This is a genomic window from Thioalkalivibrio sp. AKL17 (genome assembly GCF_000377885.1).
Taxonomy (GTDB): Bacteria; Pseudomonadota; Gammaproteobacteria; order Ectothiorhodospirales; family Ectothiorhodospiraceae; genus Thioalkalivibrio; species Thioalkalivibrio halophilus.
This window is the reverse complement of the sequence record NZ_KB898766.1, coordinates 312,939-336,881: the sequence shown is the minus strand read 5'-3', so window position 1 is coordinate 336,881 and position 23,943 is coordinate 312,939. Positions and strand designations below refer to the sequence as shown.

The 23,943-nt window shown below is 70.2% G+C and carries 24 protein-coding genes; 21 read left to right on the top strand and 3 right to left on the bottom strand.

The genetic code is table 11. From position 1 onward, the window contains the following. Positions 1–20 precede the first annotated feature (20 nt). From D577_RS0107720 to D577_RS0107660, 13 genes are all read left to right on the top strand, one after another. Positions 21–293 (top strand): phosphopantetheine-binding protein, encoded by a 273-nt coding sequence (locus tag D577_RS0107720; protein ID WP_018870250.1) that lies wholly within the window; start codon positions 21–23, stop codon positions 291–293. Next, complete coding sequence (locus D577_RS0107715) at positions 290–904, top strand: hypothetical protein (RefSeq protein WP_018946936.1); 615 nt, start codon at positions 290–292, stop codon at positions 902–904. The genes D577_RS0107720 and D577_RS0107715 overlap by 4 nt, the downstream gene beginning before the upstream one ends. Next, the gene (locus D577_RS0107710) at positions 901–2,271 is read left to right on the top strand and encodes an AMP-binding protein (protein ID WP_018946935.1); all 1,371 of its coding nucleotides are present in this window, start codon (positions 901–903) and stop codon (positions 2,269–2,271) included. The genes D577_RS0107715 and D577_RS0107710 overlap by 4 nt, the downstream gene beginning before the upstream one ends. A 1-nt stretch (position 2,272) precedes the next feature. Continuing rightward, entirely contained in the window at positions 2,273–2,599 is a 327-nt protein-coding gene (locus D577_RS0107705) for a hypothetical protein (RefSeq protein ID WP_018946934.1), read from the top strand. Next, positions 2,596–3,489, top strand: a complete 894-nt coding sequence (locus D577_RS0107700; protein WP_018946933.1) for a hypothetical protein — start codon at positions 2,596–2,598, stop codon at positions 3,487–3,489. The genes D577_RS0107705 and D577_RS0107700 overlap by 4 nt, the downstream gene beginning before the upstream one ends. Continuing rightward, positions 3,479–4,099: a LolA-related protein gene (locus D577_RS0107695; protein ID WP_018946932.1), complete on the top strand. Its 621-nt coding sequence runs from the start codon at positions 3,479–3,481 to the stop codon at positions 4,097–4,099. Before D577_RS0107700 ends, D577_RS0107695 begins: the two co-directional genes overlap by 11 nt. Before the next feature lie 6 nt (positions 4,100–4,105). Further along, complete coding sequence (locus D577_RS0107690) at positions 4,106–6,529, top strand: MMPL family transporter (RefSeq protein ID WP_018946931.1); 2,424 nt, start codon at positions 4,106–4,108, stop codon at positions 6,527–6,529. Next, positions 6,526–7,716: a beta-ketoacyl-[acyl-carrier-protein] synthase family protein gene (locus D577_RS0107685; protein WP_018946930.1), complete on the top strand. Its 1,191-nt coding sequence runs from the start codon at positions 6,526–6,528 to the stop codon at positions 7,714–7,716. Before D577_RS0107690 ends, D577_RS0107685 begins: the two co-directional genes overlap by 4 nt. Next, positions 7,713–8,501: a beta-ketoacyl synthase chain length factor gene (locus D577_RS0107680; protein ID WP_038036161.1), complete on the top strand. Its 789-nt coding sequence runs from the start codon at positions 7,713–7,715 to the stop codon at positions 8,499–8,501. Before D577_RS0107685 ends, D577_RS0107680 begins: the two co-directional genes overlap by 4 nt. Next, positions 8,498–8,938: a hypothetical protein gene (locus D577_RS0107675; protein ID WP_018946928.1), complete on the top strand. Its 441-nt coding sequence runs from the start codon at positions 8,498–8,500 to the stop codon at positions 8,936–8,938. Before D577_RS0107680 ends, D577_RS0107675 begins: the two co-directional genes overlap by 4 nt. Then, positions 8,935–9,657: a 3-oxoacyl-ACP reductase FabG gene (gene fabG, locus D577_RS0107670; protein WP_018946927.1), complete on the top strand. Its 723-nt coding sequence runs from the start codon at positions 8,935–8,937 to the stop codon at positions 9,655–9,657. Before D577_RS0107675 ends, fabG begins: the two co-directional genes overlap by 4 nt. A gap of 19 nt (positions 9,658–9,676) precedes the next feature. Next, positions 9,677–10,432: a glycosyltransferase family 2 protein gene (locus tag D577_RS0107665; RefSeq protein ID WP_018946926.1), complete on the top strand. Its 756-nt coding sequence runs from the start codon at positions 9,677–9,679 to the stop codon at positions 10,430–10,432. A 63-nt stretch (positions 10,433–10,495) separates the two neighbouring features. Next, positions 10,496–10,891 carry a hypothetical protein gene (locus D577_RS0107660; RefSeq protein WP_018946925.1) on the top strand — a complete coding sequence of 132 codons (396 nt, stop codon included), beginning with the start codon at positions 10,496–10,498 and terminating at the stop codon, positions 10,889–10,891. Between the two features lie 45 nt (positions 10,892–10,936). Here the strand turns inward: D577_RS0107660 and D577_RS0107655 are convergent, their stop codons facing one another. Next, the gene (locus D577_RS0107655) at positions 10,937–11,431 is read right to left on the bottom strand and encodes a YhcB family protein (protein ID WP_018870263.1); all 495 of its coding nucleotides are present in this window, start codon (positions 11,429–11,431) and stop codon (positions 10,937–10,939) included. Positions 11,432–11,584: 153 nt separating this feature from the next. On the opposite strand from D577_RS0107655, the gene D577_RS0107650 reads away from it, so the two are divergent. Next, entirely contained in the window at positions 11,585–12,136 is a 552-nt protein-coding gene (locus D577_RS0107650) for a hypothetical protein (RefSeq protein ID WP_018946924.1), read from the top strand. Between the two features lie 19 nt (positions 12,137–12,155). After that, complete coding sequence (locus D577_RS0107645) at positions 12,156–12,809, top strand: DUF2459 domain-containing protein (RefSeq protein WP_018946923.1); 654 nt, start codon at positions 12,156–12,158, stop codon at positions 12,807–12,809. 22 nt (positions 12,810–12,831) lie between these two features. On the opposite strand, the gene dacB is transcribed toward D577_RS0107645, so the two are convergent. Both dacB and D577_RS13640 read right to left on the bottom strand, forming a co-directional pair. Beyond that, positions 12,832–14,274: a D-alanyl-D-alanine carboxypeptidase/D-alanyl-D-alanine-endopeptidase gene (gene dacB, locus D577_RS0107640; RefSeq protein ID WP_018946922.1), complete on the bottom strand. Its 1,443-nt coding sequence runs from the start codon at positions 14,272–14,274 to the stop codon at positions 12,832–12,834. Positions 14,275–14,321: 47 nt separating this feature from the next. Further along, a complete protein-coding gene (locus D577_RS13640; protein ID WP_018946921.1) occupies positions 14,322–14,930 on the bottom strand; it encodes an RNA ligase partner protein in 609 nt (202 codons plus the stop codon). A gap of 233 nt (positions 14,931–15,163) precedes the next feature. Here D577_RS13640 and D577_RS0107630 point away from each other — a divergent pair, with 233 nt between their 5' ends. From D577_RS0107630 to acs, 6 genes are all read left to right on the top strand, one after another. Next, complete coding sequence (locus D577_RS0107630) at positions 15,164–17,038, top strand: DUF294 nucleotidyltransferase-like domain-containing protein (protein ID WP_018946920.1); 1,875 nt, start codon at positions 15,164–15,166, stop codon at positions 17,036–17,038. A gap of 41 nt (positions 17,039–17,079) precedes the next feature. After that, entirely contained in the window at positions 17,080–17,340 is a 261-nt protein-coding gene (locus D577_RS0107625) for a DUF4212 domain-containing protein (protein WP_018870270.1), read from the top strand. A gap of 7 nt (positions 17,341–17,347) precedes the next feature. After that, positions 17,348–19,117, top strand: a complete 1,770-nt coding sequence (locus D577_RS0107620; RefSeq protein WP_018946919.1) for a sodium:solute symporter family protein — start codon at positions 17,348–17,350, stop codon at positions 19,115–19,117. Between the two features lie 136 nt (positions 19,118–19,253). Continuing rightward, positions 19,254–21,125 carry a putative nucleotidyltransferase substrate binding domain-containing protein gene (locus D577_RS0107615; RefSeq protein WP_018946918.1) on the top strand — a complete coding sequence of 624 codons (1,872 nt, stop codon included), beginning with the start codon at positions 19,254–19,256 and terminating at the stop codon, positions 21,123–21,125. Continuing rightward, the gene (locus tag D577_RS0107610; RefSeq protein WP_018946917.1) at positions 21,122–21,886 is read left to right on the top strand and encodes an exonuclease domain-containing protein; all 765 of its coding nucleotides are present in this window, start codon (positions 21,122–21,124) and stop codon (positions 21,884–21,886) included. Before D577_RS0107615 ends, D577_RS0107610 begins: the two co-directional genes overlap by 4 nt. 91 nt (positions 21,887–21,977) lie before the next feature. Beyond that, positions 21,978–23,936 (top strand): acetate--CoA ligase, encoded by a 1,959-nt coding sequence (gene acs / locus D577_RS0107605; protein WP_026288970.1) that lies wholly within the window; start codon positions 21,978–21,980, stop codon positions 23,934–23,936. Positions 23,937–23,943 lie beyond the last annotated feature (7 nt).

Genomic DNA, 23,943 nt, shown 5'->3' with positions numbered 1-23,943 from the left:
AGGGACATCAGGGGGAAATTATGGGGGCGCAGACGGCATTCGAGCAGGAAGTCGCCCGATTGATCGTGGACAGCCTGAACCTCGAGGAAACGGCGCCGGAAGACATCGAGCCGGAGGCCCCGCTGTTCCGCGAGGGTCTGGGGCTGGATTCCATCGATGCCCTCGAGCTGGCTCTGGCGATCGGTCGCGCGTATGGCGTGCAGATCCGTTCGGACGACGAGGACAACCTGCGGATCTTCGCATCCCTGCGTGCGCTGAGCGAACATATCGAGGCGAACCGGACGTCCTCGTGACGGCACGGCCGGCCGCTGCGGTCGCGCTGGCCTACCCGGTGTCAGTGATCGCCGGGCAATGGGTCGAGCTGCAGCCGCTGCCGCTGGTCCTGCTGACGCTGCTGGTGTTTCTCGCCGTGGCCACGTCGCTGCGCCCGCGGGCACGCATGCTGCTGGGCACGGGGCTGCTGGCGGCGCTGGCGCTGTTCGGTCTGACCCCGGCCGGCGAGTGGCTGATCCACGCGGTGCCGGTGCTGGTCCCGGGCCTGATCGCGGCGCTGTTCGCGCGCTCGCTGCGGTCCGGCTCCACGCCACTGATCACGCGGTATGCCCTGGAAATGGGGGCCTCGGACAGCCCCGCGGTCCATCGCTATACCCGGGTCATCACCGCCATCTGGGCGAGTACCTGCGCCCTGCTGGCGCTAGTGTCCGCCGGACTGTCGCTGTTCGCGCCGACGACCGTATGGGCGGTCGTGGCCAACGGCCTGAACTATCTTCTGCTGGGAGTCCTGTTCATGCTGGAATATCCGCTGCGTGCCCGTTTCCTGCCGGATGAACCCCGCGAAGGCTTTGTCGCCTATCTGATGCAGCTGGCGCGGGCCGATCATCGACGTCTCCTGAGGCAGCCATGAGCGAAGCCGCTGCCCTCGCCTGCCCGCTGCTGACGGACGCCGACACGCCTCTGGCCCGGGTCGGCGGACGCCCGGTGTCGCGCGCCGCCTGGCTGGCCGACGTCCGCGAACTGGCCGCCCGCCTGCCCGAGGCGCCGGCGGCCTTCAACCTGTGCGAGGACCGTTACCGGTTCTCGGTCGCGTTCGGCGCCATCCTGCTGCGCGGACAGATGAACCTGCTGCCGCCGGCGCGCGGGCGCACGGTGCTGGGCGAGATCGCCCGTGGCTATCCCGAAGCGGTCGCACTGGTGGACTCCTGCGAGGAGGACTTCCCCCTGCACACCCTGGCGGTCAGCGCGCGTGGCGACGCCGGGGGCGGGAACGAAGACCGTCCCGCGGACATCCCGATGATCCCCCGGGATCGCACTGCGATCCTCGGTTTTTCATCCGGCTCCACCGGGACGCCCACCGCCCATCCACGACGCTGGGGGGATCTGGTCGCGGTCACCAAGCAGGCGCTGCAGCGCCTGAAGCTGGACCGCACCCCCGGGCATACCCTGGTCGCCACCGTGCCGCCGCAGCACATGTACGGGCTGGAGTCCACGGTGCTCCCGGCCCTGCTGGGCCCCAATACCCTGCTCGCCGAACGTCCGTTCTACCCTGCCGACGTGCACGCGGCACTGGAGCGCGAGACCCGTCCGGTGCTGATCTCCACGCCTTTCCACCTGGGGACCTGCCTGCGTTCCGGCCAGTCGGCCCCGTCCGCGCCGCGCCGCATCCTCTCCGCCACCGCACCGCTGGAAGCCAGCACCGCGAAGGAGCTCGAGGCGCACTTTGGCGCCCCGGTCAACGAGATCTACGGCTGCACCGAGGCCGGTGCCATCGCTTCCCGCCGCACGGTCCGGGAACACCACTGGACCCCGTACCCGGGTGTGCATGTCCGCGCCGACGGCGATGCCTCCGGTCTGGCCCTCGCGCATGGTCCGCAGCATCGCGAGCCGGTTCCCCTGCCGGACTGCATCGAGGTCGCCGAGGACGGCCGCTTCCGCATGACCGGACGCCTGGCCGACATGCTCAATATCGCCGGCAAGAGGGCCTCGCTGGTCGAACTGAATCGCCACTTGCAGACCCTCCCCGGAGTCGAGGACGGGGTGTTCATTCCGCCCGCAGACAGTTCGGATGCCGACGGGATCACCCGGCTGGCGGCGCTGGTGGTGGCCCCGGAGCTGAGCGAATCCGCGATCCAGGAGCAGCTCGCCGAACGGCTCGACCCGGCGTTTCTTCCGCGCCCGCTGGTACGGGTGGACAACCTGCCGCGCTCGACCACCGGCAAGCTGCCGCGTCAGGCACTGCTGGAGCTGCTTGCCAGCCACGGGGAGCCCGTCTGAGATGCCCACCCTGACCAGTCAGCCCCGCCGGGTCCCGCAGGACCACCCGGCACTTCCGGGTCATTTCCCCGGGAACCCCGTGGTGCCCGGCGTGATCATCCTGGAACAGGTGCTGGACGCAGCCGGAGAACTGGGGCTGGCCGCCCCCGGCCGGTTCCCGCAGGTGAAGTTCGTGGCGCCGCTGCACCCCGAAGCACCGTTCCGCGTGGAGATCGACGAGCCCGGGCGCCGCGGCTCTCGGGCCTTCCGCTGCGTCCTCGATGACGGGTCCGCCACCCTGCTGTGCGCGGGACAGCTGGACCCCGAACCGCCGGCCGACCCGTCATGAGCGGGGACTGGCGCGCTCAGGAGGAACGCGGCAGTCCCCTCGCCCTGCGCATCATCCTGTGGGTCGCGCTGCGCCTGGGGCGCCCGGCCGGGCGCCTGCTGCTGTACCCCATCACCGCCTATTTCCTGCTGCTGGCACCGCGCGCGCGGCGCCACAGCCGGCAGTATCTGCGGCGGGTGCTGGGGCATCCGCCGCGCGTACGCGATGTCGCCCGCCACCTGCACAGCTTCGCCGCGGTGATCCTCGACCGGGTGTTCCTGCTCGCCGGGCGCGAGCAGGCCCTGGACATCCGCGTGCACGGCGCCGAGATCTTCCACCAGGCACTGGACTCCGGGGACGGCGCGATCCTGCTGGGGGCCCATCTGGGCAGTTTCGAGGCCCTGCGGGCCCTGGCCGTCGGCCATCACGACTTCCCTGTCCGGGTACTGATGGACGCCGACCACAACCAGGTCATTACCCGGCTGCTGGACTCGCTCAACCCCGAGGTCGCGCACAGCGTGATCCCGCTGGGACGCACCGACACCCTGATCCGCGCCCGCGAGGCGGTGGAACGCGGCGAGATGGTGGGCATGCTGGGCGATCGGGTGGTGGAAAACGACCGCACCGTGGAATGCGAATTTCTCGGCGACCGCGCGGTCTTCCCCATGGGGCCGATGCTGCTGGCGACGGTGCTGAAGGTGCCGGTGATCCTGTGTTTCGGACTCTATCGCGGCGGCAACCGCTACGATATCGTCTTCGAACACTTTGCCGACGCGATCGAGGCGCCGCGGGCACACCGCGACGCGGTGCTGCAGGAGTGGACCTGCCACTATGCCCAACGCCTGGAGGCCCATGTGCGGGACGCCCCGTGGAACTGGTTCAACTTCTATGATTTCTGGCATGACGACTGACCACCTCCGCACCCGCGGGCCCGCCCGGCTCGCATGGCTGGCCCTGCTGCCCTGGCTGTGGCTGCCGCTGCCGGCCGCCGCGGACACCCTGGATGCGATCCTGGCGGCCCTGAGCCTCGACGCCCCCGCGGAGATGGCCTTTCGCGAAGTCCGCCAGGACCCCATGCTGCAGTCGGAGGACCGCCAGAGCGGCCGCATCGCCTTCGAGCCCCCGGATACCCTGATCCGCGAGACCGACGGCCGGCGCGGCGAGCACGTGCGCATCGAGGGCCGGGAGCTGACCCTGACCCGGGGCGATTCGGTGCGCGAGATCCGTCTGGACGACCAACCCGGGCTGGAGGCCTTCGCCGGGCTGTTCCGCAGCCTGCTGCAGGGCGACCGCGAGGCACTGGAAGCCGGCTTCGAGGTCGAGCTGGACGGCGATCTCGAAGCCTGGGAACTGGAGCTGCGCCCGCGCGACCGCGCGCTGCGCCGGGCGATCATCGAGATCACCATTCGCGGCCGCGAAGGCGAGATCCGGCGCATGGACACCTGGGAATCCGGCAACCGCACCAGCCGCATGCATTTCGAAGCACCGGCATCCGGCGACCCGTCCAGCGAACGCGACTGACCACGCATGTCGTCCCTCCCCTCGCGTGCCGCGGTCACGCTGTGGCTGGCCGGCCTGCTGATCGCGGCCCTGATCCTCGGCCTGCGCGGCGAGATGGCCACCGATCTCGGACGCTTCATGCCCGACCCCGGAGCCGAGGCCGGGCTGCCGCTGGACGTCGACGCCGGGCCGGGCGCCCGCCAGCTGCTGCTGGCCATCGAGGGCGGCGATGCCGCACGGCGGGCCACGGCCTCCGACGGACTCGCCGACGCCCTGCGCGAGGACCCGGCGGTCGCCGGCGTCCACAACGGACGCGGCGATTTCGACCCCGAGGCGCTGGAAGCCATCCTGGACCTGCGCTATCTGCTGAGCCCGGCGGTCACGCCCGAGCGCTTCTCCCGGGACCACCTGGACACCGCGTTCGCCGAGCGCCGCGCCGACCTCTCCAGCGCAGTACCCGCGATGCCGCGCGAGCTGATCCCGCGCGACCCCACCGGTGAACTGCTGGAACTGGGCGAACGCCTGCGCGACCCGTTCGGCGACGCGACCCGCGGGCAGCACGGCGTATGGACCGACCCGGCGGGCGACCGGGCCCTGCTGGTCGTGCGCATCGCGCCCGAGGCCGCGGGCCTGGAGGAACAGACGGAACTGCTGCAGCGCGTCGACCGCGAGTTCACGGCCCTGGCCGCCGATGACCTGAATCTGCTGCAGGCCGGGCCACCCGCGATTGCGGTGGAATCGCGCGAGCGCATCCGCGCCGAGGTCACCGCCTTCAGCCTGGCCGCCTCGCTGGCGCTGGCGGTGCTGCTGCTGGTGGTTTTCCGCCACCCCCATCCGGTGTGGCTGGCGGCGATCCCGCTGGGCAGCGGGATCCTCGCCGGCGCGGCCGTGGTCACGCTGGTCTTCGGCCATCTGCACGGGATCGCGCTGGCCTTCGGCATCACCGTGCTGGGGGTCGCACTGGACTACCCCCTGCATCTGTTCGCACACGCCGGCCGCCGGGCTGCCGCACGGGTCGCCGGGGAACTGTGGCCGGCGCTGGTGCTGGGCGCCGGCTCCACCGCGCTGGTCTACGCGCTGATGGCCGCGACCTCGTTCCCCGGCATGGCCCAGCTGGGTCTCTTCGTGCTGACCGGGATCCTGGTCGCCGCCGCGGTGACCCGCTGGGTCCTGCCGGCCCTGCTGCCACGCGGCGCACGCGAACGGGGCCTGCCGGAACCGCGGCTGCCCCTGCCCTCGCTGCGGCCGCGCGGACAGCGAGCGGGCCTCGGGCTGCTGCTGGTGGCGGTGATCGCGGCGCTGGCCGTGCTGCTGAGCCGCGACCCCTTCCCGTGGAACGACCAGCTCACCGCGCTCAATCCGGTCCCCGAGGAGGCCATCGCCCTGGACCGCGAACTGCGCGACGCGCTGGGGCTGCCGGACGTGCGCCATCTGGTGCTGATCCGGGGGGAATCCGCCGACGCCGTGCTGCAGGCCGCGCACGCGCTGGACGAACCGCTGGAGGCGCTGCGCGACGCGGGGGCAATCACCGGTTTCGACCATCCCGCGCGGATCCTCCCGGATATCGTGACCCAGCGCGAACGCCAGGCGGCCCTGCCCGAGCGCGACACCCTGGCCGAACACGTGGAACGGGCCGTGCGGGACCACGGCTTTCAGGCCGAGGCCTTCACGCCGTTTCTCGATGACGTGGAACGCAGTCGCGAGATGGACCCGGTGACCCCTGACAGCCTGCCCGACGGGCCGCTGCGCCAGGCGCTGGAACCGCTGTTGCTGGCCCCGGGCGAACATTCGGCGGCGGGCCATGAACGGGCCTGGATCGGACAGGTGCTGCTGCGCGGGCTGAGCGACGCCGGCGCCGTGAGCCAGCGCCTCGACGCCGACGCCCCGGCCGGCGGGGCGGAAATCGGGCTGGTCGACCTGCGCGCCACCACCGAGGCCATGGTCGCGGATTTCCGCACGGCGGCCCTGACCCGCCTGGCCCTGGCCGCGCTGGCGGTCACCGCCCTGCTGTGGCTGCTGACGCGCGATCCCGGGCGCAGCCTGCGCATCGTGACCGCGGTCGCCGCCGGGCTGCTGCTGACCACCGCCAGCCTGCTGCTGCTCGGGATCGAGCTGACCCTGTTCCACCTGATCGCATTGATGCTGGTGATCGGGCTGGGGCTGGACTACGCGGTATTCCTCGGCCGCCCGGGCACCATGGAACCGGACGAGGCCCGGCGCACCCGCCGCTCGGTGACCCTGTGCGCCCTGTCCACCGGTCTGGTTTTTGCTCTCCTGGCCCTGTCCAGCCTGCCGGTGCTGCGCGCCCTGGGTCTCACCGTGGCCCTGGGCGTGGTATTTTCCTACGTGGCGGCCCTGTTGCTGGCCCGTCCCGTGAACCCGCCCTTGACGTCCGAGGCCCCCGGCCCCGGGCCGGGGTTGTTGCGCTCGAGGATCAAACCGTCTCCATGAATGCCCTGGCCATTACCGCCCACACCCAGACCAGCGCCGCCGGCACCGGCAACACCGCGGGCGCGGCCGCGCTGCGCGCGGGCCGCAGTGGCCTGCGGCGCTGCGACCTGCCCGACGTGGATCTGGAGACCTTCATCGGCCGCGTCCAGGGCCTGGAAGATCACCCGCTGGAAGGCGAGCTGGCGGCGTTCGACTGCCGCAACAACCGCCTGGCCGAACTCGCCCTGCAGCAGGACGGCTTCCGCGCCGCGGTGGATGCCGCGATACGTCGCCACGGCGCCGACCGGATCGCGGTGCTGCTGGGCACCAGCACCTCCGGGATCGCGGCCACGGAGGAGGCCTACCGGCGACGCGATCCGGCGACCGGCGCCCTGCCCCCCGACTACGACTACCGTCACACCCAGAACATGTATTCGCTGGCGGACTACGTGGCCACGCGCCTGGGCCTGAGCGGGCCGGCCATGGTGGTCTCCACCGCATGCTCCTCCAGCGCCAAGGTGTTTGCCGATGCCTGGCGCCATATTCACGCGGGCATCTGCGACGCGGCCATCGTCGGCGGGGTCGATTCCCTGTGCGGCATGACCCTGTACGGCTTCAATGCGCTGCAGCTGGTGGCGCCGGAGCCCTGCACCCCGCTGGATCGTCAGCGTCGCGGCATCTCCATCGGCGAGGCCGCCGGCTTCTTCCTGCTGGAACGCGCCGAGGACGCCCCGGCGGACGCCCCGCGCCTGACCGGTCACGGCGAGTCCAGCGACGCCCATCACATGTCCGCGCCCCACCCCGAGGGTGCGGGCGCCGCACGGGCCATGCGCGAGGCCCTGCAGCGCGCCGGGCGCGAAGGACGCGAACTGGACTACGTGCTGATGCATGCCACCGCCACCCCCGCCAACGACCGCTCGGAGGCGCGTGCGCTGGCCGATGTCCTGGGCCCGCGGGCACGCTGCGCCGGCACCAAGGGCCTCACCGGCCACACCCTGGGCGCGGCCGGGGCGGTGGGCGCGGCCCAGGCCCTGGCCAGTCTGGCCGGCGGCTTCGTGCCCGGCACTGCCGGACTGACCGACCCGGACCCCGAACTGGGTCTGGATGCGCGCGCGGCCAGCGAAGAACGCCCGGTGCGCCGGGTGCTGCTCAACGCCTTCGGTTTCGGGGGCAACAACTGCTCGCTGCTGCTGGAGGCCCCGTGCTGAATCCCGTCGGCATCCACGCGGTCGGGCTGATCGGGCCCGGGCTGGCGGATTTCCCGTCGGCGCGGGAGATCCTCGCCGGGCGCGAGGAGCACCTGTACGCACCGGTGCAGATCCCGCCCACCAGCCTGCTTCCGGCCAACGAACGCCGTCGCACCACACAGACCATCCGTCTGGCCCTGCGTGCGGCAGAGGAGGCCAGCGAGGGCGGTGACCGCACGTCGATGCGCAGCGTGTTCGCCTCCTCCAGCGGCGACATGGACATCATCGACCGCATCTGCGAGGCGCTGACCCACCCGGACCCGGCGGTCTCGCCCATGCAGTTTCACAACTCGGTGCACAACGCCGCGGCCGGCAACTGGTCCATTGCCACCCGCAACCCGGCACCGGCCACCGCCCTGTCCGGCTTTACCGGTACGGTGGCCGCCGGGCTGCTGGAGGCGGTCACCCTGCAGCTGTCCGAAGGCGGCGAGGTCCTGCTGGTCTGCTACGACGTCCCGTCCATGGAGCTGTTCCGCGAGGTCCGCCCGGTCACCGAGAATTTTGCCTTTGGCCTGCGCCTGGGACCGGTCGCGGGCGCGCAGTGGCAGCTGCGCCTGGACCCCGGGGGGAACGGTCCCGATACCCCGTGCCGGGCGCCGGCGCTGGAAGCCCTGCGCGCCACCAATCCCGCGGCCCGGGCCCTGCCCCTGCTGGAACGTCTGGCCGGCGCCCACCACGACGCAGTGGTCCTGGAAGCCCCCGCCGGGCGGGTACTCGGGCTGCACGTGGAGGAAGCCACGCCATGATCCTGGACGCCGCCGCCATCCGCGAGCGCCTGCCGCATGCCGGCGCGATGAGCCTGCTCGACGAGGTCGTGGCCCACGATGCCGACCGCATCCACTGTCGCGCCCGCTCGCACCGTGATCCGGACAACCCGCTGCGCGGCGAACCCGGCCTGCACGCCCTGGCGGCACTGGAATACGGCGCCCAGGCGATGGCCGTGCACGGCAGCCTGGGCGCGGCGGACAGCGCACCACCCCGCGCGGGCTATCTCGCTGCAGTGCGTGACCTGCAGATCCACGCGCGGCGCCTGGACACCGTCGAAACCGCACTGGACATCCACGCGCAGCGGGTGATGGCCGACGCCCGCAGCTCGATCTACGATCTCGCCGTGGAAGCCGGCGGCGAACGCCTGCTGGCGGCCCGCGCCACGGTCATCCTGGAATCCGGAGAAACCCCATGACGCGACGCGCACTCGTCACCGGCGGCAGCGGCGCCATCGGCGCGGCCATCGCCCGGGATCTCGCCGCCGCCGGCTGCGAGGTCTTCGTCCATGCCAACCGCAATACCGAGGCCGCCACGAGCATTGCCGAAGAAATCCGCGCCGACGGCGGGCGGGCCGAGGTGCTGGGCTTCGACATCACCGACGCCGACGCCACCCGCGCGGCGCTGGAGGCCGAGATCGCCCGCGGACCGTTCCAGATCCTGGTGCACAACGCCGGGGTGCACGACGATGCCCCGCTGGCCGGCATGACCCCGGAACAGTGGCGCCGACCGCTGGAGGTCTCGCTGCACGGCTTCTACAACGTGATCCAGCCGGCGCTGCTGCCGATGATCACCACCCGCTGGGGCCGGGTCATCGCGGTGACCTCGGTGGCCGGTGTCACCGGGAACCGCGGCCAGGCCAACTATGCCGCCGCCAAGGCCGGGCTGCACGGGGCGATCAAGTCGCTCGCCCAGGAGGTCGCCAGTCGCGGCATCACCGCCAATGCGGTCGCGCCCGGCATCATCGAGAGCCCGATGAGCGAATCCGCGTTCGATGCCGACACCATCCGCCGCATGGTGCCCATGCAGCGCGCCGGCGAGCCCGCCGAGGTCGCCGGGCTGGTGGGCTATCTCGCCTCCGAGGCCGCCGGCTACGTCTCCGGGCAGGTCATCGGCATCAACGGTGCTCTGGCCTGATGCCCCGGACCGCGCAACCATGACCGAGCCCGTCGTCTTCGCCGTGATCCCGGCCCACAACGAGGCCGCGACCATCGAGGCGGTGGCCGCCGCCGCGCGGGCGCAGGTCGACCGGGTACTGGTGGTGGACGACGGTTCCGCCGACGACACCGCCACCCTGGCAGCCACCCATGCCGAGGTCCTGCGCCTGGAACCCAATCGCGGCAAGGCCGGTGCCCTGTGGGCCGGGATGCAGCAGGCGGTGTCCGCAGGCGCCGACGCGGTGGTCACCCTGGACGGCGACGGCCAGCACGACGCCACGGAAATCCCGGCGCTGATCGCCGCCTGGCGGGAACACCCCCGACACCTGATCCTCGGTGCCCGGCTGAAGGAGCGCGAAAGTACCCCGCCGCTGCGCCTGTTCGGCAACCGGGTCGCGGATTTCTGGATCGGCTGGGCCTCGGCGCAGCCGCTGCGCGATTCGCAGTCGGGCTTTCGCCTGTACCCCGCCGATCTGCTGCGGCAGATGCGCATCCCCCACGGGCGCGGCCGCTCGTTCGTGTTCGAGAGCGAGGCGCTGATCGCGGCCGAACGGCACGGCTTTCCGGCGCGTCTGGTACCGGTACGCTGCATCTATCCCGAGGATCGCCGCCCCAGCCATTTCCGCCCGGCGGCCGATACCCTGCGCATCATCTTCATGGTCGCCGGTCACCTGCTGCGCCGCGGAATGCGCCCGCTCGGGCTGTGGCGCTCGCTGCGCCGGCCGGAGGTGGCGCCGACCGTGGAAAACAGCTGACCGGAACTCTACACTCGGGTGTCGTTGCGTCGCACACCGGAGAACTGGAGGGAACACCGCACCATGCACTACAAGACCCTGCTCATCGTCGTCGTCACCAGCCTGTTCCTGGTGGCCGGCTGCCGCGGCACCGCCCCGGTGTATAACGTCAGCGACACCACCATCACCAATGCGCAGGGCGAACGTCCCGGTGCCGAGGTGATGTCGCAGGCAATCCGCGATGCCGGCGCACGGCTCGGCTGGCGCATGGAGGAGGTCGAACCGGGCGTGATGGAAGGGGCAATCCGCGTGCGCGATCACACCGCCGTGGTGGAGATCCCGTATTCCGCCGGGCAATACCGCATCGACTACAAGGACAGCACGAACCTCAACCACACCAACGGCGAGATCCACCCGAACTACAACCGCTGGATCGAGAACCTGGACAACCAGATCCGGGCCGAGCTCTCGCGCCGGTAGCCCGGGATCCGCACGGGTCGGTTCCGGGGCGGGACCGGGAGCGGCTCAATCGGGGCGCGGGCGCTCCGGATCGGACCGGCGCTCGCGCTGCCCGGCCTCTTCCGGATCGGAGGCATCGGACAGGCGTCCGGACTCCTGCGGGCCCCGGTCGCCCGACTCCGAAGATTCGCCGCCGCCCTGACCGGGATCGAAATCGCGCTGGTGGGTGTTCGCCAGCATCTTGCCCGCCCGATCCTCCAGGCGTTCGCGGGTGGGCTTGTCGGCCAGCTCCTCGGCGCTCTGCGCCAGATGGTGATAGAGATCGCGGTAGGTGCCCGCCATGCTGGCGAACAGCGTGGCCGTACGGTCGAAATGATCGTTCACCTGCGAGCGGTAGCGCGTAAGCTCCTGCATGCGCTGATCCAGCTCTTCTTCCAGCTGACGGATCAGCTTGCGTTCGTCGCTGGTCACCCGACCGACCCAGAAGCCGACCAGCGCCGCCACCACGATCGCCAGGATGCCGAGGGCCACCCACAGCCCGACTGCCGTCTGTTCTTCCACCGCTGTCACCTTTTTTCGCTCCGGCGCGCCGCCGGCGTTGCTTCCGGAGCCCCGGGCCTTTCCCCGAGGCGTCCCGGGGCCATTGTGCCCCACGCTCCGTGCGAACGCACATGCTACCCTCGCACAAACCCCCGGAAAGCAAGGATTCCCACGATGCAGGATTCGCCGCGCGCGCAGCAGATCCGGCAGGCCCATGCCACGCTGATCCATCTGGTGGTGCAGGCCTGCCAGAACCCGCAGAGCCGACAGGAGCTGGAGCCCGTCCTGGAACAGGCGATCCAGGGCGGCTGGACGGACCTGGTCGCCCGCATCCGTCAGGTGCTGGACGGCCAGCGCGACCCGTCTCTTTTGAACGGTCTGGACGAGGAAGACAACACCATTCTTTCGTCCATTCTCACCGGCCTGCAGGACCCGGCCACGCTGCCGGACCCGAACCAGACCGCCGATGCCGCGCAGGCCGCGCCGGGCCTTGCCCAGATGATCCACGGAGCATCCCGCGGCGATCCGCAGTCGTTGCACTGGCTGTCGCAGATGGCCGAACAGATGACCCGCGCGGGCGGCGACATGGCACGCCTGGGCGGCATCACCAAGCGCCTGGTGGATGGCGAACGCGATCCGGAGGTGCTGTGTCAGGGCATGGGTCCGCAGGGCGAGAGCCTGGTGCAGTCCATCCTGAGCGAACTGGGCAAGCTGGAACGTCACTGACGGAAACCGCGAGCCATCGATGCCCCGGCCCGCTGTCCCGTACCTCCGCGTCCCCCGGACCGTTCTCCTGGTCCTGCTGGTCGTGGCGTTCGCCGGCTGCGCACCGGTACAGGTGCAGCCGCCTCCCGATCCGGACCCCGCGACACAGGTGCTGATCATCGACCATGGACGACACAGCAGTCTGCTGCTGCCGGACGCGGACGGCCGGCACTGGCTGCGTTATTCCTACGGGGACTGGCGGTTCTATGCCGAACGCCGTACCGGGCCCTTCAGCGCGCTGGCCGCGCTGGCCTGGCCGACCCGGGCCGCGCTGGGACGCCAGGTCCTGACCGGCGAGGCCCCGCAGGCAGCCCTCCGACGCGACCTGCGAGTTCCGGTACGCGAGGTGCACACCCTCACGGTGGATGCCGACGAGACCGCCGCCCTGCGCGAGGATCTGGAAGCCCTGTGGCGACGCGGCCAGGACGACCGCCGCGAAATGGCGGTTTGGGACATGGCCTTCGTCGAGCACCCCACCCGGTACAGCCTGCGCCACAACTCCAACCGCATGATCGCGCTGTGGCTGGCCGAACTGGAGGTTCGGGTATCACGGCCACCGATCCTGTCCCGCTGGCAGGTGTGTCCGGTGCCCCCGGGCAACACAACGGAAGACAACGACGCACCGGACTGCTGACCGGGCGCTCCGGGCGTACCGGTTACAGCGCGCGTACCCAGCCGAGAACGGCCTCCTGCAGGCTGCGCCCCAGCCCGATATGGGCGCGCGGGTCGTTCACCAGCAGAACCACGCGCACGTCATCCCCGCTCTGCGTACGCACGTAGCCGGCCACCGCGGAGACCTCGCGCAGGTGTCCGGTCTTCAGATGCATGTGCCCGCGTTCGGCCCCGTTGTTGAAGCGGTTGCGCAGGGTGCCGTCGACCCCGGCCAGGGCCAGCGAGGACTGGAACTCGGGCCGCAGTGGATGTTCCCACCCGGCCTTGAGGATCTGCCCCAGCTGGTACGGCGACATGCGTGCGTCACGCGACAGCCCCGAACCATTGTCCACCCGCATGCCACCGGGGTTCACGTCCAGCTCGCGCAGAGCCTGCAGCAGTGCCTGACGCGAACGCTCCTTGGTCACCGGGGCGCCGTGGCGCTCCGCGCCCAGACTCAGCATCAGATGCCGGGTCATCACGTTGGAGCTCCACTTGTTGGAGACCCGGATCAGGTCCGCCAGCGGCCGCGAGCGGTGCGTCACCAGGGGCTCCTCCTGCAGGGGCGTCATGCGCCCCGGGCGGATCTCGCCGTCCAGCTCCCCGCCCCATTGCGACCAGTGCAGACGGAACAGCCCGGCGTGATTGCGTTCGGGCTCGGTTACCGAACGCAGCAATTCGTATTCACCACAATGCACGGGATACTCGCCCCTGAGCGTCAGGCGTCCGTTGCTGCGGTCGGCATCGATCTCGATCCCGCGCTGAAAGTCACCGCAACGACCACGCCCGGGCCGCAGCCGGTTGTCGATCTCCACGTCCGGAAGCGGGGGATCCAGGCTCACCCGAACGGCCTCGCCATTGCGCCCGGGCCGCACACGAATGCGGTGGGCGTTGGAGTTCACGTGCAGGGCGTACACGCCCTGGTTATACGCCCGCAGCGGCTTCCCGTTGAACACGGAAGGATCCTGCGGCCCCACGTCGAAATGCGAGGCGTCCAGGATCACGTCGCCGGCGATGCGTTCCACGCCCGCCTGACGCAGCTGCCCGAGCATGCGCCAGTGCTCCTCATTGACCATGCCGGGGTCGCCGGTGCCGCGCACCACCAGGTCGCCGTCCAGAACCCCCTCGCGCAGCTCGCCGACGGCCCACAGCTCGGTCTTCCAGGTGTAGTCCGGCCCCAGCTGGTCCAGCGCCGCCAGCGAGGTCGCCAGCTTGAGCGTGGAAGCCGGGTTGAACAGCCGGTCGGCATTAAGCTGCGCGAGCACGGCATTGTCCCCGGCGCGCTGGATCCAGAGCCCCACGGACCCGGGTGGCAGGCCCTGCGCATCGATCGCGGATTTCAGCGGGGTGGGCAGATACTCGTACTCGGAGGCGAACGCGCCCCCGGGAATGGCCGGGAGCAGCCCGAGCAGCAGGATTGCCAGCAGGGCAGGGGTACGGCGGTTCATGGACGCGGCGACCATCCAGCAGGGGGACCAGGGCCCAGTATTGGCTGTCACGACCCCGCGGACAAGCCCCGCGTGAAACCCGCGCCCTCGGCAAGGTTCTGCATCACGCCGGCGAGGTATTCGGCGGTCACCAGCTTGACCCCCATGCGATTGCCCAGCTTGCGCATCCCCTGATCGGCGGTCGCCAGTTCGGCATCCAGTTCCATCGCCAGAAGCACCGCGTCCACGTCCTCGCGCGAATCCACCAGGCCCTTGCGCATCGCCTCGCGAAAACGCTCGCGCAGCTGGGTGATCAGCTCGGGGCGCAGGGACTCGGCCGCGCCGGCCTCGCGGGTGTGCTCCTCGGCGATGCGCAGGCCCCGGTCGATCCGGGTGCGCACCTCGTCGATGAATTCGTAGAGGATGTCGCTGGGCAGGGTCAGCGCGAAACGCCGCGGCGAACGGACCCACACCACGGTCTCGAAATCGGCGGCCAGCGGCTCGAGGTCGCGCATGGTGCGGAATTCCTCGTAGACCGACAGCGGCATGTAGAACTCCGCGCTGCAGTCGCGCGCGAGCCGGAGAAATTGCTGCAGGACCGCCTCGGGGGTCTCGCCGAACTGCGCCGAGACGTGCGGGTTGGTGAAGACGCTGGTGTCCAGCACGAAGCGGCGCATGGGGACCTTCCGGTGGCTGTGGGACGGGCTCCCATCATCGATACCCCCCGCGAGGGGGTCAACCGGGGTGTTACGCCGGGACGTTACGGGCCGTTACGCGGCGTAACGACGGGTGTTACGCCACGTAACACCCGTCGCCCCTTCTGCTTCACAAGCCACTGTTTTTACGGGCCCGGAATCACTGGCCCGTGACTTGCAACAGGCGCGGGACGCCGATTCCCGCAGCCGACACGATGTCCGACGCCCTCGACAGCACCCGCGAGTTCCTCAGCGCCCACGCGCCCTTCGACCAGCTCGAGGCCGAGGCGCTGGAATTCCTGTTGCCGCGTCTGCAGACGCGCTTCTACGAACAGGGGGCGCGCATCACCGACCCGGAGGCGGGCCCGGCGCAGCGCTTCCACATCATCCGCCAGGGGCGTATCCGCGGGGAGAGCCCCAGCGAGGACGAACAGCTCTCCGGCAACGCCTGGGAGCTGATCCCCGGCGAATGCTTCCCGATCGGGGCCCTGCTCGGCCGCCGCGCGGTGCATACCGTTCATCGCGCGGCCGAAGACACCCTGTGCCTGGAACTGAGCCTGGAGGATTTCGACCGCCTGCGGGCCCGCTCGCGGGTGTTCAACGACTTCTGCACGCGGCGTCTCGCCAACCTGCTGGACCGCCTGCACCAGGGGCTGGACAGCCTGAGCGCGCAGGATGCCGCCGGCGGCGGGCAGCTGAACACCCCGCTGGCACTGCGCCTGGCGCGCGAACCGGTCACCTGCCGCCCGGAGACCTCGCTGCGCGAGGCCCTGAGCACCATGCGCGACCAGCGCGTGGGCTCCATCGTCGCGGTGAATGCCGAACATGCACCGGTGGGCATCTTCACCCTGCACGACCTGCTCAACCGCGTGGCGCTGGAAGGGGTCGGGCTGGATACGCCGGTGCACGCGGTGATGACCCCGGACCCCGTCGCGCTGGAGGAGAACGCCCCGGGCTTCGAGGGCATCGAGGCGATGACCGAGCACGGGATGACCCACCTGTGCGTGGTCCGCGACGGCCGCCTGACCGGGGTGCTGGGCGAACGCGACCTGCTCACCCGCCAGCCGCTGACCCTGGACGGGCTGGTGCGCGAGATCCGCCAGGCGACCGCGGTCGACGAGATCGCCGGGCGCCTGCGCCAGGTCCCGCGGCTGGTGGAGGCGGTGATCACCCAGGGCGCCGAGGCCGACCAGGTCCTGCGTCTGATCACGCGTCTGAACGAACACGCGACCCGCCGGGTGCTGGCCCTGCTGCGCCCGCAGTACGACATCGAGGGCATCGATTTCACCTGGCTGGCGTTCGGCTCGCAGGCCCGCGAGGAGCAGGCGCTGATCACCGACCAGGACAACGGCATCCTGTTCGATGCCGAGCCGGGCGACGAGGACGCCGTCCGCGCACGCCTGCTGCCCTGGGCGCAGGCCGTCAACCGGGCGCTGGCGGAATGCGGTTTCACCCTGTGCCCCGGCAACATCATGGCCGGCAACCCGGAGTGCTGCCTCAGCGGCCCGGAATGGGAGGCCCGTTTCACCCGCTGGATCGAACAGGGCACCCCGGAACACCTGCTCAAGAGCACCATCTTCTTCGACCTGCGCGCGGTGGACGGCGACGCCTCGCCGGTGGAGGCACTGCGCACCTTCCTGCTGCAGAAAACCGCTTACAACTCGCGCTTTCGCCGGCAGATGGCGGCCAACCAGCAGGCCTTCCGACCGCCGCTGGGCCTGTTCGGCGAGATCCGCGCCGGGGCCGAGGGCATCGACGTGAAGAAACAGGGCCTGACCCCGTTCGTCGACGGCGCACGGGTGATCGCACTGGCCGCCGAACTGCCGGCCACCGGCAGCCACGAGCGCATGGATCAGGCGGTCAGCGCCGAGGCCATGCGCCCCGGCGATGCCGCCGACTATCACGCGGCCCTGCGCTATCTGCAGATGCTGCGCCTGCGCGCGCAGCAGAAGGCCCTGCGCGAGGGCCGCGAGGACGACAGCCGCATCCGGCCGGAAGAACTGGGCGCCCTGGAGGGACGGGTGCTCAAGGAATCCTTCCGCCAGGCCCGCAAGCTGCAGGGGCAGCTCGCGGTGCAGTACCAGCTGTGAGGCCACCACAGCGCCATACCTACGAAAAGAGGAGCAACACCATGTCGCAAGACCTCAGTCGCGAGGCGTACTGGAAGGCGAACCTTCGCCTTCTGGCGATCTGCCTCGGCATCTGGTTCTTCGTGTCGTTCGTGCTCGGCATCCTGCTCGCCGCGCCACTGAACAACATCCATCTGGGCGGGTATCCGCTGGGCTTCTGGTTCGCCCAGCAGGGCTCGATCTACACCTTCATCGTCCTGATCTTCGTTTATGCCTGGCGCATGAACGTGCTGGACCGCAAGTTCAACGTCGACGAGGAGTAATCCGGCCATGGATCAACAGACTCTCAGCCTGATCGTGGTCGGCATCACCTTCGCGATCTACATCGGGATCGCGATCTGGGCCCGCGCCGGCTCGACCAGCGAATTCTACGTGGCGGGCAAGGGCGTCCACCCGGTCGCCAACGGCATGGCCACGGCGGCCGACTGGATGTCCGCGGCCAGCTTCATCTCCATGGCCGGCCTGATCGCCTTCCTCGGCTTCACCGGGGGTGCCTATCTGATGGGCTGGACCGGCGGCTACGTGCTGATGGCCCTGCTGCTGGCCCCCTATCTGCGCAAGTTCGGCAAGTTTACGGTGCCGGAATTCATCGGCGACCGGTTCTACTCCAAGCCGGCCCGCGTGGTGGCCGTGATCTCGCTGCTGGCGATGTCCATCACCTACGTGATCGGGCAGATGCGCGGCGTGGGGATCGCCTTCTCCAACATCCTCGAGGTGCAGCTGGAAGTGGGCCTGGTCGCCGGGATGGCAGTGGTGTTCATCTACGCCGTACTCGGCGGGATGAAGGGCATCACCTACACCCAGATCGCGCAGTACGTGATCATGATCTTCGCCTACACGGTGCCGGCGATCTTCATTGCGATCACCCTGACCGGCAACCCGCTCCCGCAGCTGGGCCTGGGGTCGACCCTGCAGGGCTCCGACACCTACCTGCTGGAAGCGCTGGACAACACCATGGTGGAGCTGGGCTTCACCCAGTACACCGCCACCGAGGGCGGCATGAGCATGCTCAACATGTTCCTGCTGACCCTGGCGCTGATGATCGGTACCGCGGGCCTGCCGCACGTCATCATCCGTTTCTTCACCGTCCCGCGCGTGCGGGATGCCCGCAAGTCGGCCGGCTGGGCGCTGGTCTTCATCGGCATCCTCTACACCACCGCGCCGGCGGTGGGTGCGATGGCCATCTGGAACCTGGTCAACACCGTGCATCCGGGCGAGATCGGCACCGAGGAAGGCCACCTGGCCTATGAGGACAAGCCAGCCTGGATGGAGCGCTGGGAACAGACCGGCCTGCTGGAGTTCGAGGACAAGAACGACGACGGCGTGATCCAGTACTACAACGACGAGAACGAAGAATTCGCCGCCATGGCCGAGGAGGAATACGGCTGGGAAGGCAGCGAGATCGTCGAGCTGGACCGCGACATCATGGTGCTGGCCAACCCCGAGATCGCCGGTCTGCCGGGCTGGGTCATCGCCCTGGTGGCGGCCGGGGGGATCGCGGCGGCCCTGTCCACCGCGGCCGGGCTGTTGCTGGCGATCTCCTCGGCCATCTCGCATGACCTGCTCAAGGGGGTCTTCACGCCGAAGATCAGCGAGAAGCGCGAGCTGCTGGCCGGACGCATATCGATGGCCGTCGCCATCCTGTTCGCCGGCTATCTCGGGCTCAATCCACCGGGCTTCGCGGCCGAGGTGGTGGCACTGGCCTTCGGACTCGCGGCCGCCTCGCTGTTCCCGACCCTGATGATGGGCATCTTCATGAAAAAGATGAACCGCGAAGGCGCAATCACCGGCATGCTGGTGGGTCTGGTGAGCACCCTGCTGTACATCTTCATGTACAAGGGCTGGTTCTTCTTCCCCGAGACCGCCATGCTGCCGGACACGCCGGAGGGCTGGATCTTCGGGATCAACCCGTCCAGCTTCGGCCCCATCGGCGCGGCCCTGAACTTCATCACCGCCTACATCGTGATGAAGATGACCGCTCCGCCGCCGAAGGACATCCAGGACCTGGTGGAAAGCGTACGCGTGCCGCGCGCCGACTGATCCGCTCCCGGATCCGGTCCCGGACCGGCCCTCGGGCCGGCCCGGGCGATCCCCGCGAGGGGGTCGTCCGCAAGTCCATCCACGTGGGCTTGCGGACGATCCTCGCAACCTCCCCCGTCCACCACGGAGCAGCGCGATGAACGCCGAACTCGACGAGATCCGCGAATTCCTCGATCAGTCGCCGGATCTCGCGGAGCTGTCCGCGGAGACCCGCTCCGCGATGGTGCGCCGCCTGACCCTGCGCTACCTGCGCCACGGCGCGCCGTTCCCGCCCGAAGGGGACAGCGACGGGTTGTGGATCGTGCACACCGGCGCCATCGACCTGCTGGACGCCGGCGACCGGCTGCACGACCGGCTGGGCGAAGGCGACGTGGCCCGGGTCGCCGACGGCGCCTGGGGAAGCGGAGTGGCCGGTGAGCACGGACGCGTGACCGAGGACGCACTGGTCTATCACCTTCCCGGGCCCCGCGCCGAGGACCTCGCGACCCGTCATCCGGAACTGGCTGATTTCCTGCGTACCCCGGGCGCGCCGGTGGCACCGGACGGCGAGAACGCGGTAATGCACGCCACCGAGGGCGGACCGGACGCCCTGCTGACCACGCCGGTCTCCACCCTGATGAGCCCGCAGGTTCTGCAGGGGCAGTCGGACATCTCGCTGCACGAGGCGGCCCGGCTCATGACCGACGCGGATGTCTCGGCCCTGGTCCTGCACACGGCCGAAGACCCGGACCGACCCGCCGGCCTGCTCACCGATACCGACCTGCGCCATGCCCTGGCGCAGGACCTGCCCGCGGACACCCCGGTGCATCAGTGCATGGCCCGGCATCTGGTCACCGTTACCGGAGAAACCCCGGTCTTCGAGGCTCTGCTGGAGATGGCACGCCGCGACATCCATCACCTGCCAGTGGTGGAACCGGGCGGAGGCCGTCTGGCCGGCATCCTCTCCGGGACCGACCTGATCCGGCACCAGGGCACCAGCGCGGTGCATCTGATCCGTGACCTGCGCCGGGCCGGCTCGCAGGAAGAACTGTGCCAGCACATGCAGGCCCTGGCCCGCCTTCAGGTCCGGCTCACCGAGGCCGGAGTGGACGCCCTGCGCACCGCGCAGGTAATCACGCTGGTGGTCGACACCCTGACCCGATGCCTGATCGAACTGGCCGAAGCCCGTCTGGGGCCCGCTCCGGCCGCATGGGCCTGGCTGGCCAGCGGCAGCCAGGGCCGCCACGAACAGCTGGCCCATACCGACCAGGACACGGCTCTCATCTGGGACGACGGTGCCCCGAACGACGCCGACGACTGGTTCGCCGAACTGGCGCGCGAGGTCACCGACGGGCTGGACGCCTGCGGCATCCGGCGCTGCCCCGGCGGCGTCGACCCCACCCACGCGGCCTGGCGCGGCCCCGCCAGCACCTGGCAGGAAACCTTCCGGCGCGCCTTCACCCGGCCGGACGCGCAGGAGGCCCGCCTGGCCGCGCATTACCTCGACCTGCGGGTAATCCACGGCCGTGGCGATCTCTTCACGCCCCTGCGGGAGCAGGCGCTGGACGACGGCTGCCGCCACGAGGCGGCGCACACGGCCATGGCGGTGCAGGCCCGCGAAGTACGCCCCCCGCTGGGTTTTTTCCGCCGCTTCGTGCTCGAACACGATGGCGAGCACACTCCGGCCCTGGACCTGAAGAAACGCGGCCTGCTGCCGGTGGTGGCCCTGGCGCGGGTCTGCGCCCTGCGCGCCGGAGCCGATGCCCGCGGGACCCTGGAACGCCTGCGCGCCGCCGCTCACGCCGGGGTCCTCGACCCGGACAGTACCCGGGAGCTGGAAGAGGCATTCCGCTTCATTGCCGGGGTCCGGGCCCGCCATCAGGCGCGACGGATCGCCGCCGGCGAAGCCCCGGACAACCACGTGGACCCGACGGAACTCTCCGGGCTGGAACGCAGCCGGCTGAAGGCCGCCTTCGTGCGCGTGGATCGAGCCACCCGGGCGGCCCTGGGAGGCGAAGGCGAGGTATGACCCGCGCCGCCGCCCCGCAACGCGAGGCCTGCGCCCCCGGTCGCGCCGCGTTCTGGCTGGCGCCGGGCTACTGGCGCTTCTGCCGTGCGCGAGACCACGCCCGGAGCCAGGCCCCCGCCGGGGCGCTACGGGACTGCCTGAACACGCCGCCGCCCGCCCCGTCACAGCCGGTAGCCCGCACCCGCTTTCTCGCGGTGGACATCGAGACCACCGGTCTGGACCCGCAACGCGACGCCATCCTGAGCATTGGCTGGGTGGCGCTGGATGGCACCAGCATCGACCTGGCGACCGCCGGACACGTACTGGTACGACCGCAACGCGAGGTACCGGAACAGAGTGCGGTGATCCATGGCATCACCGACCACCGGGCAGCGACCGGCGGCACGCCCGGCGAGGCCCTGGATGCGCTGTTCCGGGCCCTCGACGGCCGCGTGCTGATCGCCCATCACGCAGCCCTGGAGCTGGGCTTTCTGGCCCGCGCCTGCGAACGTCACTACGGCACGCGCCCCCCACTGGCGGTGGTCGACACCCTGCGTCTGGCCGAAACCTCGCGGCGGCGCGCCGGCCGCCCGATCCCGGCCCGGGGGCTGCGGCTGCACGTACTGCGCGGCGAATACAATCTGCCCGCCCGGCGCACCCACGACGCCCTGCTGGACGCACTCGGGGCCGCCGAACTGTTCGCCGCGCTGATCGCCGAACGCGATCCGACGGGCGAGCTGCCGCTGGGACGCGTGCTGTTCCGGCCGCGACGGCTCTGGTAGGCCGGACACGGCCGGCAGGCATGCTATCCTCGCGCCCGTGAGACCCAACCCCGACGAATCCGCTGGAACCACGCAGAACATGGAGGCCCGCATGAGCGACACCATCGAGTCCACCCTCACCGAGACCCGCCATTTCGATCCGCCGGCGGCATTCACCGCGAACGCCCGGCTGAAGCCGGAGGACGTGGAGGCCCTGCACAACAAGGCGCGGGCCGACTACGAGGGGTTCTGGTGCGATCTGGCCCGGCAGAAGATCGACTGGCAGACCGACTTCACCGAGGGCCTGGACAGCTCGAACGCCCCGCATTTCCGCTGGTTCGCCGACGGGCGCATGAACGTCTCCTACAACTGCATCGACCGCCACCTGGAGGCCCGCGGCAACAAGACCGCGATCCGCTTCGAGGCCGAAAACGGCGATACCCGCAACCTCACCTACCGCGAGCTCTACAACGAGGTCGGCAAGCTGGCCAACGCGCTCAAGGGCATGGGCGTGGAGAAGGGCGATCGCGTGGTCATCTACATGCCCATGAACGCCGAGGCCGTGATCGCCATGCAGGCCTGCGCCCGCATCGGCGCGATCCACTCGGTGGTGTTCGGCGGCTTCTCCGCGGATGCGCTGCGCGACCGCGTGGTGGACTCCGGCGCCACCGTCATCATCACCGCCGACGGCGGCGAGCGCGGCGGCAAGGTCGTGGGCCTGAAGGCGGGCGTGGACAAGGCGCTGGCCAGCAACCCCGCCGAGGTCGAGAAGGTCATCGTCTGCCGGCGCGCCGGCAACGACGTGACCATGCACGAAGGCCGCGACGTCTGGTGGGAAGAGGCGGTGGACGGCGAATCGGTCGACTGCGAACCGGAGTGGGTGGAATCCGAACACCCGCTGTTCCTGCTCTACACCTCCGGCTCCACCGGCAAGCCCAAGGGCATCCAGCACTCCAGCGCCGGCTACCTGCTGGGCGCGATCATCACCAACGAATGGGTGTTCGACCTGCAGGGCGACGATATCTTCTGGTGCACTGCCGACGTCGGCTGGATCACCGGCCACACCTACGTCGCCTACGGCCCGCTGGCGGTGGGCGCGACGCAGGTGGTCTACGAGGGCGTGCCCACCGTTCCGGACGCCGGGCGCTGGTGGAAGATGTGCCAGGACCACGGCGTGACCGTGTTCTATACCGCCCCCACCGCCATCCGCGCGCTGATGAAGGCCGGCCCCGAGCTGCCCGCGCATTACGACCTGTCGAAACTGCGCCTGCTGGGCACCGTGGGCGAACCCATCAACCCCGAGGCGTGGATGTGGTACTACCGCGAGGTCGGCGGCGAGCGCTGCCCCATCGTGGACACCTGGTGGCAGACCGAGACCGGCGCCAACATGATCGCCCCGATCCCCGGCGCCACCACCCTGGTCCCGGGCTCCTGCACCCGCGCCCTTCCGGGTATCGACGCCGACGTAGTGGACGAGGACGGCAACAGCCTGGGCGCCGACGAGGGCGGCTACCTGGTCATCAAGAAGCCCTGGCCGTCCATGCTGCGCACCGTGTGGGGCGACGACCAGCGCTACAAGGACACCTACTGGCCCAAGTTCGGCGGCAAGTACTACCTCGCCGGCGACTCCGCGCGTCGCGACGCCGAAGGCAACTTCTGGATCATGGGCCGCATCGACGACGTGCTCAACGTCTCCGGGCACCGCATGGGCACCATGGAAGTCGAATCCGCACTGGTGGCCCACCAGGAAGTCGCCGAAGCCGCAGTGGTCGGCCGTCCACACGATGTGAAGGGCGAGGCCATCGTCGCCTTCGTCATCCTCCAGAGTGACCGCCTGACCGGCGAGGAAGCCGAAAAGATGGTCAAGGAACTGCGCGAATGGGTGGGCGAGCAGATCGGCCCGATCGCCAAGCCCGACGACATCCGCTTCGCCGACGGCCTGCCCAAGACCCGTTCCGGCAAGATCATGCGGCGCCTGCTGCGCTCCATCGCCAAGGGCGAGGAGATCACCTCGGACACCTCCACCCTGGAGAACGAGGCGGTCATCCCGCAGCTGCAGGGCAAGGCCTGACGGCCAC